Genomic DNA, 14,027 nt, shown 5'->3' on the forward strand with positions numbered 1-14,027 from the left:
AAAAGTCAAATTTGTTGTGGTGTCATTTCCCGTGTTCTTAAACATTGATTTATACTTTAAAACAAAAATTATAAGATGGGAAGAATAGAGTAAACATTTTTTCCGAAACTGAGTCGGCTTATCTATTTCAGCACCTTGCTTGTTTTGCAGGTTGCTATCCCATCTATGAGATTCTTGATAATTATGGGGCAAAGATATAACTATTTTGCAAATAAAAAAATAATTCACGGAAAAATTACATTAATCGCAAAATCAATCCAAGTCCTTAGAGTCTATAATTTAATGTATTCTTGGCACATTTAGGGAAATATCATATGATACAAGAAAAGAATCTTGTAACAAAATTTACTTTTACGCGTCTAACCAAGTAGTAGTAAAAAAACATTATGAAAAAAATTATACTCGTTTTATCTTTTCTAGGTATTACAGTTATACATGCACAGGAAAAGACCAATAATCAGGTAAAGGAAAAGCAAATTGAAGAGGTTGTAATGACCAAAACTAAAAAAGCCGTTGAACAGAAAGCAGACCGAACAATTTTCGATTTCTCTGAGCAACCTCAGCTTAATAACGGGAATGTATTAGAAGGAATCAAAAAACTTCCAGGGCTTGTTTCAACAGATATTGCAGGAATGATGTATCAGGGAAAAATACTTGATGTCTATCTTAATGGGCGTCCCTTGAATATTACGTCCAATGAACTTAATTCTTTTCTGGAAGGAATGCCAGCTAATTCGGTAGACAGGATTGAAGTCATTACACAACCTGGAGCTGAATTTCCAGCAACTTCAGGGGGTGCAATCATGAATATCATTACGAATAAAAACGCTAATAAGTACCTAACAGCAACCTATTCAGGAAACTATTCTTTTAGCAATTATGGTAAATTCAGAAATAGAACCACTAATTCTTTAAATTTAAATGCCAGAAATAAATATTTCGGATGGCAATTGAATTTTGGTCAGAATTATCGTGAAAGTATGCTAAACTCGAATCAAAATGACTTATTACTAAGTAATACGGATAGGGTTGGTCGTGGCTATTTTGCAAAGTCAGGATTAACCTTCGATCTTGGTCAGGATAGATTGCTATTAAACTATGATATCTATCACAACAAAAACAGCAATTATACTGATAGTAATGGCTTTGCTGATCTCCCTTACATTCCTATAAAAGACAGTATAAGAGAAGGTTATTTTCATGCATTTGATGCTGCTTACACGAACAACTTAAGACAAGAAGCTGTTGTTACCTATCAGAAACGCTTTAGCGATAAATCCCAAAAATTAGATTTTCAATTTGGATATACTAAATCTACCAGTAAGTTTGATCAGAATAATATTTTTAGAGACATCAATTATATTAATCCTGATAAAACTATCCCAAGGTTTTCAGACGGAGTACTGCTAAACAATGAATCTGATATGAGAATAGCCAATTTCAAAGTGGACTATTCTCAGCCAATTAAAATTCTTGATGGTGGAAAGGTAAGTTTTGGAGGATTATATGAAAAACAAAACTTCGATACACAAAGCAGAGGTCTGACCAATCTGGATTACCAGAGACAGACAGCATCTACTTACTTAGAGTTTCAGGCAAAATTGAAAAAATTCGATTTTACGTTAGGATCACGTGCTGAGAACTATGACATTTCCGGAATAACGAGAGTCATTGATAGCAAAGGGGCAGTTGTTCAGAAAGACTTACTTCCTTTTAATAAGTTTAAATTGTTTCCAAACGCCAGTGTACAATATAGCCTGATGAATCAGGTTTCTATTTCGGCTAACTACAATAAGAAGATAAGCTTACCAAGTATTTCTGCGCTTAACCCAAACAACACAACATTCCAAGGGCCAAACACTCAGGTTACAGGTAACCCTAATCTACAGCCAACAATTTTTGATAACTATGAAGTAAAGCTTTCTGCTTTTGATTATGCATTTATTGGATATAGTGTAAGTTCAGCAAAGAATCAGGTGGCTCAGATTATCAGAAAAGATGGTAAGAATCTCTTCAACGAACAGGTGAATATCTCCAGTATGAGGATTCATAATTTCAATATAGGCCTTCCTGTACCATTTATGATTTTCAGTAAGCCTATGAGTGAGATCATGAAGTTTGATTTTAACCCTGATAAGATTAACTTTATGTATATCTACGCCGGATACCAAAAACATGAAATTGATAATTTAAACAATAGAGGATTTTGGATTTTCAATGTGATGACTCAGTTAATTTTACCTAAGCAAATAAAGCTGACGGCTAATTATAGTTATCTGACTCCAAAAGCAGGCTATTTCTACTTTACTGCAGAGAAACCATTCAGCAACACGGTTGATATTACCTTAACTAAAAAGTTTTTGGATAATCGCCTTACAGTCTCTGTTTTTGCCAATGATATCTTCAATGGGCAGGTAATGCAGGTACGTTCTAATCCACCAAATGGCGAAGCTGTTACGCTAAGAACGAAATATGATACAAGAAACTTCGGGATCTCTATTAATTATAAAATTCCAACTAAGAATAAATTAGCTAAGGAAGACCCTAATATCTTAAACAGTACTAAAAAAGAGGACAACGGCGGAGTAATGCAACAGGACAATAAATAAAACTTCGTGAAATTGCAAAATCGTTGATTTGTTAATTTGTACACTCGTGCTCAATGTTGTCTGTCATTTCAACAAAGGAGAAATCTATACTAAGTATTAAAATAAAAAAGGAGGCAGTAAGAATATTCTTACTGCCTCTCTTATTTAAAACAATATAATTTAAAAATTAATGGTTTGAAATCGCCATTCTAAAGTATCGATAAGAGTTAGTTGATTTAGATTTAAAGGTAAATCTGTTATTATTTTTAAAGTCAGATGCGCCATCATACTTCCCACAATTCCGGGTAATGAACCCAGGACACCAAGGCTGTCACAATCATTAAGGTCTTCATCAAAAGGAGGTTCAGGAAAAAGATCTCTTAAATTTTTGCTCTCTTTATAATTAAATATTGCAACCTGGCCAGAAAACCCAAGTATACTTCCATATACCAAAGATTTTTCTAATGTTACACAGGTATCATTAATTAAATATCGAGTGGCAAAGTTATCTGATCCATCTACTACAAGATCATATTCAGAAATTATTTTTTCAATATTGGATTGATCTATTTTCTCTTCAATAGGAATGACATTTACATGATGATTGAGACTCTCAACAAACTCGACTGCGCTTTTTACCTTTGACGTTCCTACACTGTTTTCACTATAAATAATCTGTCGGTTTAGATTATGTAATTCTACGACATCAAAATCTGCGATTCCCAATGTTCCAACCCCTGCAGCAGCCAAATACTGAATAACCGGACTTCCAAGTCCTCCAGCACCAACAACAAGTACTTTTGCATTGATTATTTTTCGCTGGCCTGCAACACCTATTTCATTAATAAATATTTGCCGGCTATATCTTGAAAACATCTCTTCACTATTCATGATCATCTTTTTTAAAAACCACTGTATACGGAGTCCCAATCTTTCATTACCGGATCATATCCCGCTCCTTTAATCATATTCTTAATCACGTGCATACTTCTTTCATCACTGGTTTCAAATTGTTCCAGAGACTGTTTATCGACCGCATAACCACCTGGATTTGTTTTTGAACCGGCACTCATTGCTGTAGCACCTAATGAGACAATATGATTTCTAAAACTCTCATTCTCCCTGGTAGAAATAGATATTTCAATATCTTCATTCCAAATCCTATATGCACAGATAAGCTGTAACAGATCTTTATCCTCCATGATAAAATTGGGTTCTATGATTCCTTCTGCGGGTCTTAGTCTTGGAAAAGACACTGAGAGTTTACTTTTCCAATATTGTTTTTGCAGATAGTCAATGTGCATTGCATTAAACAAACTATCTACCCGCCAGTCTTCCAATCCAAGTAAAACTCCTAAGCCCATCTTATGAATTCCAGCTCTTCCAATTCTGTCAGGGGTATCCAAACGAAAATGAAAATTAGATTTTTTTCCTTTGGGATGGTATTGTTTATAAACTTCCTGATGATAAGTTTCCTGATATACCAAGACAGAATGAACCCCTTCCTTATGTAATAATCTATACTCCTCTTCTGATAGCGGCTGTACTTCAATTGAAATATTAGCAAAATGAGTCTTTAATAAACGGACTGCATTAATAAAATAGGAAATACCTACTGTCTTATTTGCCTCACCACTTACGAGTAACACATGATTTACCCCCATTGTTTTTAAGACCATCGCTTCCATCATAAGCTCAGTATCATTGAGCGTTTTTCTTTTCAGCTTATTATCTAAGCTAAAACCGCAATAGGTGCAAATGTTCTGACATTCATTACTAAGATATAAAGGAGCATACAGCTGTATAACTTTCCCAAATCTTTTCTGAGTAATAGCCCGCGTCATAGCAGCCATTATTTCCAGTTTTGGGGCAGCAGCTTTTGAAATCAGATTGAGAAAATCATCTAATGTTTTTTGTTTTTTATGCAAACTGTATTCTACGTCGGATAATGTGACGTTTTCCAATCTTTGTTTAACATCGTCCCATTCATAGCAGCTAAAAACTTCTTCAAAATTATTCATTAGATGATCTTTATTATTCAAATAAAAATGAAGTCAGTGGACTCGATGCCTCGGCATGAGAACTTATTGATCCAAGTCCTGCTTCATAAGCTCTTCTTCCGGCAATTACCCCTTCTCTAAATGCCAGTGCCATATTGATGGGATCTCTGGCAACCGCAATTGCTGTATTTACTAAAACGGCATCTGCTCCAATTTCCATAGCCTTTGCAGCATCAGATGGAGCGCCTATTCCGGCATCAACCACCACCGGAACCTTACTTTGGCTGATGATAATTTCTAAAAAATCCATCGTTCTAAGTCCTTTATTAGTTCCAATCGGAGCCCCCAGAGGCATCACCACAGCTGTTCCCACATCTTCAAGACGTTTACACAAAACAGGATCAGCGTGAATATAAGGCATTACAATAAAACCAAGTTTGGCAAGTTCTTCTGTCGCATATAATGTTTCAATAGGGTCAGGTAATAAATACTTGGGATCAGGATGTATCTCCAATTTTACCCAGTTCGTTTCGAGTGCTTCTCTTGCCAATTGCGCCGCTAAAACAGCTTCTTTAGCAGTTCGTGCTCCTGAAGTATTGGGTAAAAGATGAGTATTTGCAGGCTTTAAAGCGTTGAGAAGATCATCTTCCTGTGAATGGGCATCAATTCTTTTTAAAGCCATTGTCACCATATTACTTTCTGATGCAATGATAGATTGTGTCATTTCCGCCAGGTTTCCGAATTTACCTGTTCCAAGGAAAAGCCTTGATGTAAAATTTCTGTCTGCTATTGTTAGTATTTGATTCATTTGAAAGATTTTATAATGTCATTTGCAATGGATGGCTGATTTGTAATTTGTCCGGAAACTGCCACTCCATATATTCCGATCTGTTGTAATAATTCTATATCATCCAGTCTTACCCCTCCAATTGCGAATATTTTAGGTAGATCAAAAGATCTTTCTTCTAAATATTGAATCAGATGCTGATATCCCTCAAAACCAAGTATTGGACTGAGTTTCTCTTTTGTGGAAGTAAACCTTAATGGTCCCAAACCAATATAATTACATGGTTCTGACATTCTTTGAAGGACATCTTCCAATGTGTTTGCTGTTCCTCCAATTATTCTATCTGTTCCTAAAATATGTCTTGCTTCTAATATAGAACAGTCATTTAATCCTAAATGCACTCCATCTGCATTGATGTCTTTTGCCAGTTTTACATGATCATTAATAATGCATATTGCCTTATAATCAGCACACAATAATTGGGCTTTTTCACAGAGTCCAATCAATTCCAGTTCAGAAGCATTTTTCCATCTTACCTGAATCCATTTTACTCCCGCATCCAGGGCTTTATAAATATTTAATTCCTGTTCTTCTTTTGTACTTCCCTGTGAGATATATTGTAATTTTTCCATGACCAATTTTCAATAATTCATTTTATTTTCTCTACACCTTTGAAATATATCAAGTGGGTTTTCACTTTGCCATATAGCTCCTAATAAAGCAACCCCATCAGCTCCTGCTCTAAGTGCTTCTTTCATATTTTTATCAGTAATCCCACCTAAAGCAACCAACTTTACATTTGGATTATCACTTGCTTTACTATCTTCCAGAATGGTGGTCTCATTTCCATATCCTCTTTTAGAGATACTTGGAAAGAAGGGACTGACGAAAGCATATTCCCACTCTTGTCCAAGTGCATTAAAAGTATCAATACCATGTACTGAAGTAGAGATCATATTTTCTTTAACGTACATTTGATATGAGCCATTAATCCGATCAGATTCCCGGAAATGAAGTCGGGAAATACCATATTCTTTAGCAAGTTCAAAATGGCTGTGTAAAACTAATTGAGGCCAAAAAGATTCATTAGTTTGGTTTAAGAAACCTTTCATTTCATGATCATTGATGAAAGGTTTCCTTACATGAAATAAGTCCAATCCCTCCAGAAATAATTGATTTACAACCTTAGCTTCATTAGAAATTGTTTCTTCAGAGCTTATTACAATGATCATAAATAGATCTCCTTTCCATTCTCAATAAACTCCTGTGACTTCACCAACATTCCCATTTCTGCTGATTCCCGGATTTCCTGAGTGATTTTCATAGAACAGAATTTTGGTCCACACATAGAACAGAAATGGGCAATCTTCGCTCCTTCTGCGGGTAGTGTTTCGTCGTGATAAGCCTTTGCCGTTTCCGGATCTAACGAGAGATTGAATTGATCTTCCCACCTGAATTCGAATCTCGCTTTACTTAAAGCGTTATCTCTATACTGAGAACCAGGATGACCTTTTGCCAGATCTGCAGCATGTGCTGCCAACTTATATGTAATAACTCCGTCTTTTACGTCTTTTTTATTCGGAAGTCCCAAATGTTCTTTTGGAGTAACATAACATAACATTGCACATCCGAACCATCCGATCATTGCCGCTCCGATTCCCGAAGTAATATGATCATAACCTGGCGCAATATCTGTAGTTAATGGACCCAGAGTATAAAATGGAGCCTCGTGACATTCTTCCAATTGCTTATCCATATTCTCTTTGATCATATGCATTGGTACATGGCCAGGGCCTTCAATCATCACCTGCACATTATGTTTCCAGGCAATTTTTGTAAGCTCTCCTAAAGTTTCCAATTCAGCAAACTGTGCCTCGTCATTAGCATCTGCAATTGAGCCCGGACGTAATCCGTCGCCAAGAGAAAATGCAACATCATATTTTTTCATGATCTCACAGATCTCTTCAAAATGAGTATATAAGAAGTTTTCTTTATGATGGAAAAGACACCATTTTGCCATAATTGAACCACCTCGCGAAACAATTCCCGTCACTCTATTCACGGTAAGATGAATGTATCTTAATAAAACTCCAGCGTGAATGGTAAAGTAGGAAACTCCCTGTTCTGCCTGTTCTATAAGTGTATCTTTAAATACTTCCCAGGTAAGATCTTCAGGAACACCTTTCACTTTTTCCAGTGCCTGATAAATGGGAACTGTTCCAATGGGTACCGGGCTGTTTCTGATGATCCACTCTCTGGTTTCATGAATATTTTTTCCTGTGGATAAATCCATAATGGTATCCGCACCCCATCTGCAAGCCCAAACGGCTTTTTCAACTTCTTCTTCAATACTGGATGAAACAGCACTGTTTCCAATATTAGCATTTATTTTCACCAAAAAGTTCCTTCCGATAATCATCGGTTCACTTTCAGGATGGTTGATGTTATTGGGAATGATCGCCCTTCCGGCTGCGATTTCATCTCTTACAAATTCAGGGGTAATTTTATTTTTGGGAGTTCTGGCTCCAAAGTTATTTCCTGGATGCTGAGAAGCCATTTCTTTAGAGACAAAATCAAGCTGTTCTATTCTTTGGTTTTCCCTGATAGCAATATACTCCATCTCAGGAGTGATGATTCCCTGTTTAGCATAATACAATTGGGTAACTTCTTTTCCTTCTAAAGCAACTTTAGGTTTATGATTGTAAGAAAAACGCAACTCATCGAGCTTTGGATCGGCCAAACGTGCCTTTCCGTATTCTGATGATATTCCGTGCAATATTTCCACATCTCGTCTATCTAAAATCCATTGCTCCCTTATTCTTGGAAGGCCTTTTAAAATATCGATTTCTGCATTTTCATCGGTATAAGGGCCCGATGTATCATAAACTGTTACGGGAGGATTATGTTCAAGTCCTCCTTTACTAAGTTTTGTGGGACTTAGATGAATTTCACGCATTGCCACATTAATGGGATGGATCTGTCCTTCCACATATATTTTTTTAGAATTGGGAAATGGTGAACATGTAATAGAATGTGCCATAAGTTTGGGATATTGTTATTATGAATATTAACCGCCCTGTGTGGCAGTGATAATTAAAATTGAATCTTGATCCTGCAGTAAAGTATTCTTCCAGGATGAAATGGGAATGATACTGTTATTTAATGCTACAGCAATTCCCTTCTTTCGGCCGGGAGCCTCCAAAGCCATCAATGCCTCCAGGTTTTCCGGGGGGATATTGAAAATTTTCCGTGTGTGATTGATTATAAGTTCCATTCCAAGGTTTTTGTTAAACAAATCACTTTAGGAATGGCTATAATTGTACAATAGAATGTACAACAAAAAGTCATCTCACTTTTCCCTACGCTGGTATGATCCAGATCAGGTTCAAAGGGTAAAGTCTCAGTCTGTTTGTAAGCAGACACCCCTAAAGTATGGAGCGAAGATAGTTATTTTTTCAAAATGAGCAAAACTTCAGCTTTATTATTAAAGCAAATAAAAAAGTCTGTCTTCAAAATGAAACAGACTTTTTTAATTCTTTTTAATCTTATAAAAAGATCGTATTGATTTATATTTCTTCACAAGCTCTCCAGATGGCATCATTTTGTGGAACAGAAGCTACAATTTCAATCTCTTCTTTTGTGACAGGATGGATAAATTTTAACATTCTTGCATGAAGATTAATACCTCCATCAGGATTAGATCGTGGTGCACCATATTTTAAATCTCCTTTGATGGGAATTCCAATTTTTGATAATTGTGCACGGATCTGATGATGCCTTCCAGTTTCCAAATCAATTTGAAGCAACATATAATTTTCCAGACTTTTAATGACATTATAAGTTAAGATCGCTTCTTTAGCTCCTTCTGTCGCTTTTGGAAAAACAATTGCTTTATTATTTTTTTCGTTTTTCTTTAAATAATGAATCAGCTTTTGACTATGCGGAATCATTTCTTTAGGGACTACAGCCCAATACGTTTTTTCAATTTCCCTGTTCTTTACCATCTGAGTAAGACGGGTAAGAGCCTTTGACGTTTTTGCGTAGATAACCAAACCTGAAGTTGGTCGGTCTATACGATGAACCAAACCGAGAAAAACATTTCCCGGTTTAGCATCTCTTTTCTTTATAAAATTCTTGATTGATTCTAATAACGATTCATCACCAGTCTTGTCACCCTGTACAAGCTGACCAACTTTTTTATTTACAACCAAAAGATGGTTGTCTTCATAAGCAATCTGCTCCTCCATTTTAATTTAGTTAGTCTGTCTTCTATTGGATAAAGAAAGAATGATCCCTCCAAGAAGTCCAAGTGTTTTCATTCCTGCTAATCTTGATTCTAATGGCAAAAATGCCCCTACAATACAAAGACCTGCTGCTGCATACATTGGATAGACAAAATTTCTATTGGATAGAAAAGGTGCCTGAACAGCAAAACTTATTCCTATTAAAATATAAAATACCCTTCTTGAAAGAATATCATTAATTTCCGGTGAAAAGAATTTAAACCATCCTGTTGCCAGACAAATTAAAGCGATAACGGAAATAATTCCCTGTATAGCCTGTTGATTATTTCTCATTAATTAATAACTTTCTTTTTCGTTTGGAAATTCCACAGCTTTCACATCTTTTACATATTGTGCAACTGCACCTGTAATTTCAGTGTAAAGGTCAAGGTATCTCCTTAAAAACTTTGGACTAAATCCCTGATTCATTCCAACCATATCATGATAAACTAAAACCTGCCCATCACAATCAGGACCTGCTCCAATTCCGATTGTCGGAATAGAAATACTTTCGGATACCTTTTTAGCTAAATCTGCCGGAATTTTTTCCAAAACAATAGAGAAACAGCCTAATTCTTCCAAAAGTTGTGCATCACTGATCAATTTTTCAGCTTCCGCCTCATCTTTTGCTCTTACTTTATAAGTTCCGAATTTGTAAATTGACTGTGGTGTTAATCCTAAATGTCCCATTACAGGAATTCCTGCATTAACAATTTTTTTGATAGATTTTGAAATCTCCTTACCACCTTCAATTTTCACAGCGTGAGCACCTCCTTCTTTCATCATTCTAACTGCAGACTCTAATGCTTTTTCAGGATTACTCTGATAAGAGCCAAATGGCAAATCCGCAATGACAAGAGCTCTGTCTACTCCACGAACAACACTTTGAGCATGATAGATCATCTGATCTAAAGTAATTGGTAACGTTGTTTCAAAACCTGCCATTACATTGGCAGCAGAATCTCCTATCAAAATAGCATCAACTCCTCCGGCATCTACCATCTTCGCAGTAGTAAAATCATATGCAGTAAGCATTGTTATCTTTTCCTTGTCGAATTTCATCTTACGCAAGGTTTCAGTCGTAACTTTTTTTATTTCGGAATGAACAGACATAATGTATCTATTTTTTAAAAGTTAAAAAGTCGGCTTCCGCCGACTTAAATTTTGTATGATTTATAAAACTACGTGACCTAGTTTCATTAGTTTGTCGTGATTGAGGATCTTGATATTTCTACCATCAACTTCTATGAGATCATCCTGTTTAAATTCGGAGATCAAACGAATAGCACTCTCGGTAGCTGTACCTATGATATTAGCAATCTCTTCTCTTGTTAAAGAAATTTTAATAAATCCTTCCGGATCAACACCTAACTTCTGCTCAAGAAGTAATAAAATTTCAGCTAATCTTTCTCTAACCGTTTTTTGAGCAAGGAATGTAATGGTGTTTGAAGACTCACCCAGTTCATAAGCAATTTTCTGAAGCATTACGAATGATAATTGAGAATCTACTTCCAAAAGATACATAAATACATCAGCAGGTAGAAAAGTACATTCAATATCAGTCATTGCTTCAGCTTTAGCCTGAAAATTTTCTCCACAAAGTAAAGATCGGTAACCAATGATATCGCCTTCTTTAATAAATCTTAAAATCTGATCTTTTCCAAAAGCTCCGGATTTAGAAAGTTTAGCTGCACCATTTTCTAAAAAGTAAACTCCTTTTGGAGTTTCACCATCTTCAAAAATAGTGTCGTGTTTTTGAAAATTTAATTTCTTTTTCGTGCTAATATATTTTTCAAAATCTGCGCTTGAAAGTCTTTCCTTAAAGGATTTATCATTAAAAACTCTGGCGAACCTCTCTTCAATTGCAATCTGTTGTTCCTGCGACATTTTAATATGACATTTATCACAAAAATAGAACATTTTAACTCGATAAACAAAAAAATTTGTTATAATTTTGTACCTCAATAATTTATGGAGGTGAGCGAGAACTGTTTTCATTGTGGTCAAGGCATAGAAAAAGAAAGAATTCTTTTTGATGAACAAACTTTTTGTTGCAATGGTTGCAGATCGGTCTACGAAATTCTGAATACCAACAATCTAAGTAATTTTTACGAATTGAATAAAAGAGCAGGAATTCGTCCCAGTGATGAAAATTCTTCTCAATTCGATTATTTAGATACTCCTGAAATTTTTGAAAAGATAACTGACTTTTCGGAAGGGAGTACAAGTCTGGTAACATTCAAAGTTCCGGTGATACATTGTTCTTCTTGTATCTGGCTTTTAGAAAGTCTCCATACGCTAAATGACGGCATTAAATATTCTCAGGTTAATTTTACAAGAAAAACCTTACAGGTTTCATTTAATCATAATGATTTAAAATTAAGCGAATTAGCTAAATTCCTAACTAATCTTGGATATAAACCAGTCATCAGCCTTGAAACAGCAGAGAAGAATGTTGATCATCTTGACAAATCACTTCTAGTTAAATTGGCTATTGCTGGTTTTGCATTTGGTAACGGAATGTTCTTGGCCTTCCCTGAATATATTGGCGGCGAAGATTTCTGGATGCAGCACTATAAGGGTCTTTTCAGAACTTTAATGTTTTTACTTGCTATTCCGGTGGTCTTTTACTCAGCTTCAGATTATTACAAATCTGCCTGGTATGGACTGAAAAACAAAATCGTTAATATTGATGTTCCAATTGTCTTAGGTATTTTCGTTCTTTTCGGAAGAAGCGTCTACGAAGTGACAACGAATTATGGGCCTGGCTATTTCGACACTTTATGTGGACTGCTATTCTTCATGCTTTTAGGGAAAACCTTCCAAAAAAGAACCTACAGTGCTCTTTCCTACGATCGCGACTATAAATCATTTTATCCTATTGCTGTTACTAAAGTTGATTTTAATGGAAAACAAGATAACATCTTACTTTCTGAAGTCAAAGTGGGTGATAGAATTTTAGTTAGAAATCAGGAAATCATTCCGGTAGATGCCATTTTAATTAATGGCGAAGGCAATATCGACAACAGCTTTATTACAGGAGAAAGTGAAAGCATAAGCAAGCAGCCTGGAGATAAAATTTTTGCAGGCGGAAAACAAATCGGCTCTTCTCTTGAACTTGAAGTGATAAAAAATGTGGATCAAAGTTATCTGACACAACTTTGGAATAAAGAAGCATTCAAAAAATACGAAACCGGACTGGACACCCTTACCAACAACATAAGCAAATACTTCACTTTCATCATATTGGGCATTGCTTTAGCTTCAGGAATCTATTGGTCCTTCATTGATCTGGAAAAAATGTTCCAGGTTGTTTCTGCTATTTTAATTATTGCCTGCCCTTGTGCGCTTGCTCTTTCGGCACCATTTACTTTTGGACACATCATGCGGATTTTAGGTCGAAACAAGTTTTATGTAAAAGATACTTTAACAATAGAGAAAATTGCAAAAATTGACACCCTTGTATTTGACAAAACAGGAACAATTACACACAGAAAAAAGACCAATATCAAATATGATGGTTTAGAAATTTCAGATTTTGACCTATTGAATATCAAAACTTTGTTGAAAAATTCAAACCACCCTCTTTCAAAATCCCTATATGAATTCATTGATGTTAATGACGATTATTTCCCGGTTGACCAATTCGAGGAGATTTCTGGAAAAGGCTACAAAGCCAACGTACGAGGAAGCAGCTATAAAATAGGGTCTGCCAGATATAATAATCAGGAATCTAAAAATCTTGAAACAGCGGTTTATATAAGCAAAAACGATGAATTCCTTGGTAAATTCATTTTCAAGAATGAATACAGAGGGCAGCTTAAAAATCTGTTTAAAATCCTTACCAACTACAAGATCTTCATATTAAGCGGAGATAATTCTTCTGAGGAAAGCCAATTAAAAGAAATCATTCCTACTTGCCAAGCGATGGCTTTCAACCAAAGCCCCGAAGACAAACTTAATTACATTAAAGAACTGCAGGACAAAAACCATAAAGTTGCAATGCTTGGAGACGGCTTAAATGACGCAGGAGCATTAAAACAAAGCAACGTGGGAATTGCAATTGCTGATGATACGAATACATTTACTCCATCATCAGATGTGATCATGAATGGCGACAAAGTCGTAACCCTTGACAGATATCTCAATGTTTGCAAAGGCTCTATTACCATTGTGAAAATGACATTCATAATCAGTTTCCTGTATAATATCGTAGGTTTAAGTTACGCAGTTACAGGCCATATGCATCCGCTCTTCGCAGCGATAATCATGCCAATAAGTTCTATTACCGTAGTTGCATTCACTACAATTTCAACCTGGATCCTGGGACGGAAATACTTTACCAAAGAGGCGTAGAAGCCCTTATTTA

Annotated in this window: 13 protein-coding genes and 2 riboswitches; of the genes, 2 read left to right on the forward strand and 11 right to left on the reverse strand. The window is 35.6% G+C overall.

The features are described from left to right. Positions 1–86: 86 nt before the first annotated feature. Positions 87–186, reverse strand: a riboswitch (SAM-I-IV-variant riboswitch). Positions 187–386: 200 nt separating this feature from the next. Next, the gene (locus tag NG806_RS14355; RefSeq protein WP_261510254.1) at positions 387–2,609 is read left to right on the forward strand and encodes a TonB-dependent receptor domain-containing protein; all 2,223 of its coding nucleotides are present in this window, start codon (positions 387–389) and stop codon (positions 2,607–2,609) included. 159 nt (positions 2,610–2,768) lie between these two features. On the opposite strand, the gene NG806_RS14360 is transcribed toward NG806_RS14355, so the two are convergent. From NG806_RS14360 to NG806_RS14410, 11 genes are all read right to left on the reverse strand, one after another. Then, a complete protein-coding gene (locus NG806_RS14360) occupies positions 2,769–3,479 on the reverse strand; it encodes a HesA/MoeB/ThiF family protein (protein WP_261510255.1) in 711 nt (236 codons plus the stop codon). 11 nt (positions 3,480–3,490) lie between these two features. After that, positions 3,491–4,609, reverse strand: a complete 1,119-nt coding sequence (thiH, locus tag NG806_RS14365) for a 2-iminoacetate synthase ThiH (RefSeq protein ID WP_261510256.1) — start codon at positions 4,607–4,609, stop codon at positions 3,491–3,493. A gap of 13 nt (positions 4,610–4,622) precedes the next feature. Continuing rightward, the gene (locus NG806_RS14370) at positions 4,623–5,396 is read right to left on the reverse strand and encodes a thiazole synthase (RefSeq protein WP_315941731.1); all 774 of its coding nucleotides are present in this window, start codon (positions 5,394–5,396) and stop codon (positions 4,623–4,625) included. Next, positions 5,393–6,007 (reverse strand): thiamine phosphate synthase, encoded by a 615-nt coding sequence (locus NG806_RS14375; protein ID WP_261510258.1) that lies wholly within the window; start codon positions 6,005–6,007, stop codon positions 5,393–5,395. Before NG806_RS14375 ends, NG806_RS14370 begins: the two co-directional genes overlap by 4 nt. A 9-nt stretch (positions 6,008–6,016) precedes the next feature. Further along, complete coding sequence (locus NG806_RS14380) at positions 6,017–6,607, reverse strand: thiamine phosphate synthase (protein WP_261510260.1); 591 nt, start codon at positions 6,605–6,607, stop codon at positions 6,017–6,019. Continuing rightward, on the reverse strand, positions 6,604–8,415 hold the full coding sequence (gene thiC, locus NG806_RS14385; protein WP_261510262.1) for a phosphomethylpyrimidine synthase ThiC: 1,812 nt from the start codon (positions 8,413–8,415) through the stop codon (positions 6,604–6,606). The genes NG806_RS14380 and thiC overlap by 4 nt, the downstream gene beginning before the upstream one ends. A 27-nt stretch (positions 8,416–8,442) precedes the next feature. Then, a complete protein-coding gene (thiS, locus tag NG806_RS14390; protein WP_261510264.1) occupies positions 8,443–8,649 on the reverse strand; it encodes a sulfur carrier protein ThiS in 207 nt (68 codons plus the stop codon). A 65-nt stretch (positions 8,650–8,714) separates the two neighbouring features. Beyond that, positions 8,715–8,812: riboswitch (TPP riboswitch) on the reverse strand. Between the two features lie 129 nt (positions 8,813–8,941). Beyond that, entirely contained in the window at positions 8,942–9,622 is a 681-nt protein-coding gene (locus tag NG806_RS14395; protein WP_261510266.1) for an RluA family pseudouridine synthase, read from the reverse strand. 6 nt (positions 9,623–9,628) lie between these two features. After that, a complete protein-coding gene (locus NG806_RS14400; protein WP_261510268.1) occupies positions 9,629–9,952 on the reverse strand; it encodes a hypothetical protein in 324 nt (107 codons plus the stop codon). 3 nt (positions 9,953–9,955) lie between these two features. Then, positions 9,956–10,771 (reverse strand): 3-methyl-2-oxobutanoate hydroxymethyltransferase, encoded by an 816-nt coding sequence (gene panB / locus NG806_RS14405; RefSeq protein WP_261510269.1) that lies wholly within the window; start codon positions 10,769–10,771, stop codon positions 9,956–9,958. 60 nt (positions 10,772–10,831) lie between these two features. Then, a complete protein-coding gene (locus NG806_RS14410) occupies positions 10,832–11,545 on the reverse strand; it encodes a Crp/Fnr family transcriptional regulator (RefSeq protein ID WP_089028117.1) in 714 nt (237 codons plus the stop codon). 90 nt (positions 11,546–11,635) lie between these two features. Between NG806_RS14410 and NG806_RS14415 the strand changes: the two genes are divergently transcribed. After that, complete coding sequence (locus NG806_RS14415) at positions 11,636–14,014, forward strand: heavy metal translocating P-type ATPase (protein ID WP_261510271.1); 2,379 nt, start codon at positions 11,636–11,638, stop codon at positions 14,012–14,014. Positions 14,015–14,027 lie beyond the last annotated feature (13 nt).

This window comes from Chryseobacterium paludis (assembly GCF_025403485.1).
Taxonomy (GTDB): domain Bacteria; phylum Bacteroidota; class Bacteroidia; order Flavobacteriales; family Weeksellaceae; genus Chryseobacterium; species Chryseobacterium paludis.

Excerpts from the sequence above, each read along its gene's own strand:
- NG806_RS14355 (WP_261510254.1), top strand. The coding sequence starts at position 387 with ATGAAAAAAATTATACTCGTTTTATCTTTTCTAGGTATTACAGTTATA.
- NG806_RS14360 (WP_261510255.1), bottom strand. The coding sequence starts at position 3,479 with ATGAATAGTGAAGAGATGTTTTCAAGATATAGCCGGCAAATATTTATT.
- thiH (WP_261510256.1), bottom strand. The coding sequence starts at position 4,609 with ATGAATAATTTTGAAGAAGTTTTTAGCTGCTATGAATGGGACGATGTT.
- NG806_RS14370 (WP_315941731.1), bottom strand. The coding sequence starts at position 5,396 with ATGAATCAAATACTAACAATAGCAGACAGAAATTTTACATCAAGGCTT.
- NG806_RS14375 (WP_261510258.1), bottom strand. The coding sequence starts at position 6,007 with ATGGAAAAATTACAATATATCTCACAGGGAAGTACAAAAGAAGAACAG.
- NG806_RS14380 (WP_261510260.1), bottom strand. The coding sequence starts at position 6,607 with ATGATCATTGTAATAAGCTCTGAAGAAACAATTTCTAATGAAGCTAAG.
- thiC (WP_261510262.1), bottom strand. The coding sequence starts at position 8,415 with ATGGCACATTCTATTACATGTTCACCATTTCCCAATTCTAAAAAAATA.
- thiS (WP_261510264.1), bottom strand. The coding sequence starts at position 8,649 with ATGGAACTTATAATCAATCACACACGGAAAATTTTCAATATCCCCCCG.
- NG806_RS14395 (WP_261510266.1), bottom strand. The coding sequence starts at position 9,622 with ATGGAGGAGCAGATTGCTTATGAAGACAACCATCTTTTGGTTGTAAAT.
- NG806_RS14400 (WP_261510268.1), bottom strand. The coding sequence starts at position 9,952 with ATGAGAAATAATCAACAGGCTATACAGGGAATTATTTCCGTTATCGCT.
- panB (WP_261510269.1), bottom strand. The coding sequence starts at position 10,771 with ATGTCTGTTCATTCCGAAATAAAAAAAGTTACGACTGAAACCTTGCGT.
- NG806_RS14410 (WP_089028117.1), bottom strand. The coding sequence starts at position 11,545 with ATGTCGCAGGAACAACAGATTGCAATTGAAGAGAGGTTCGCCAGAGTT.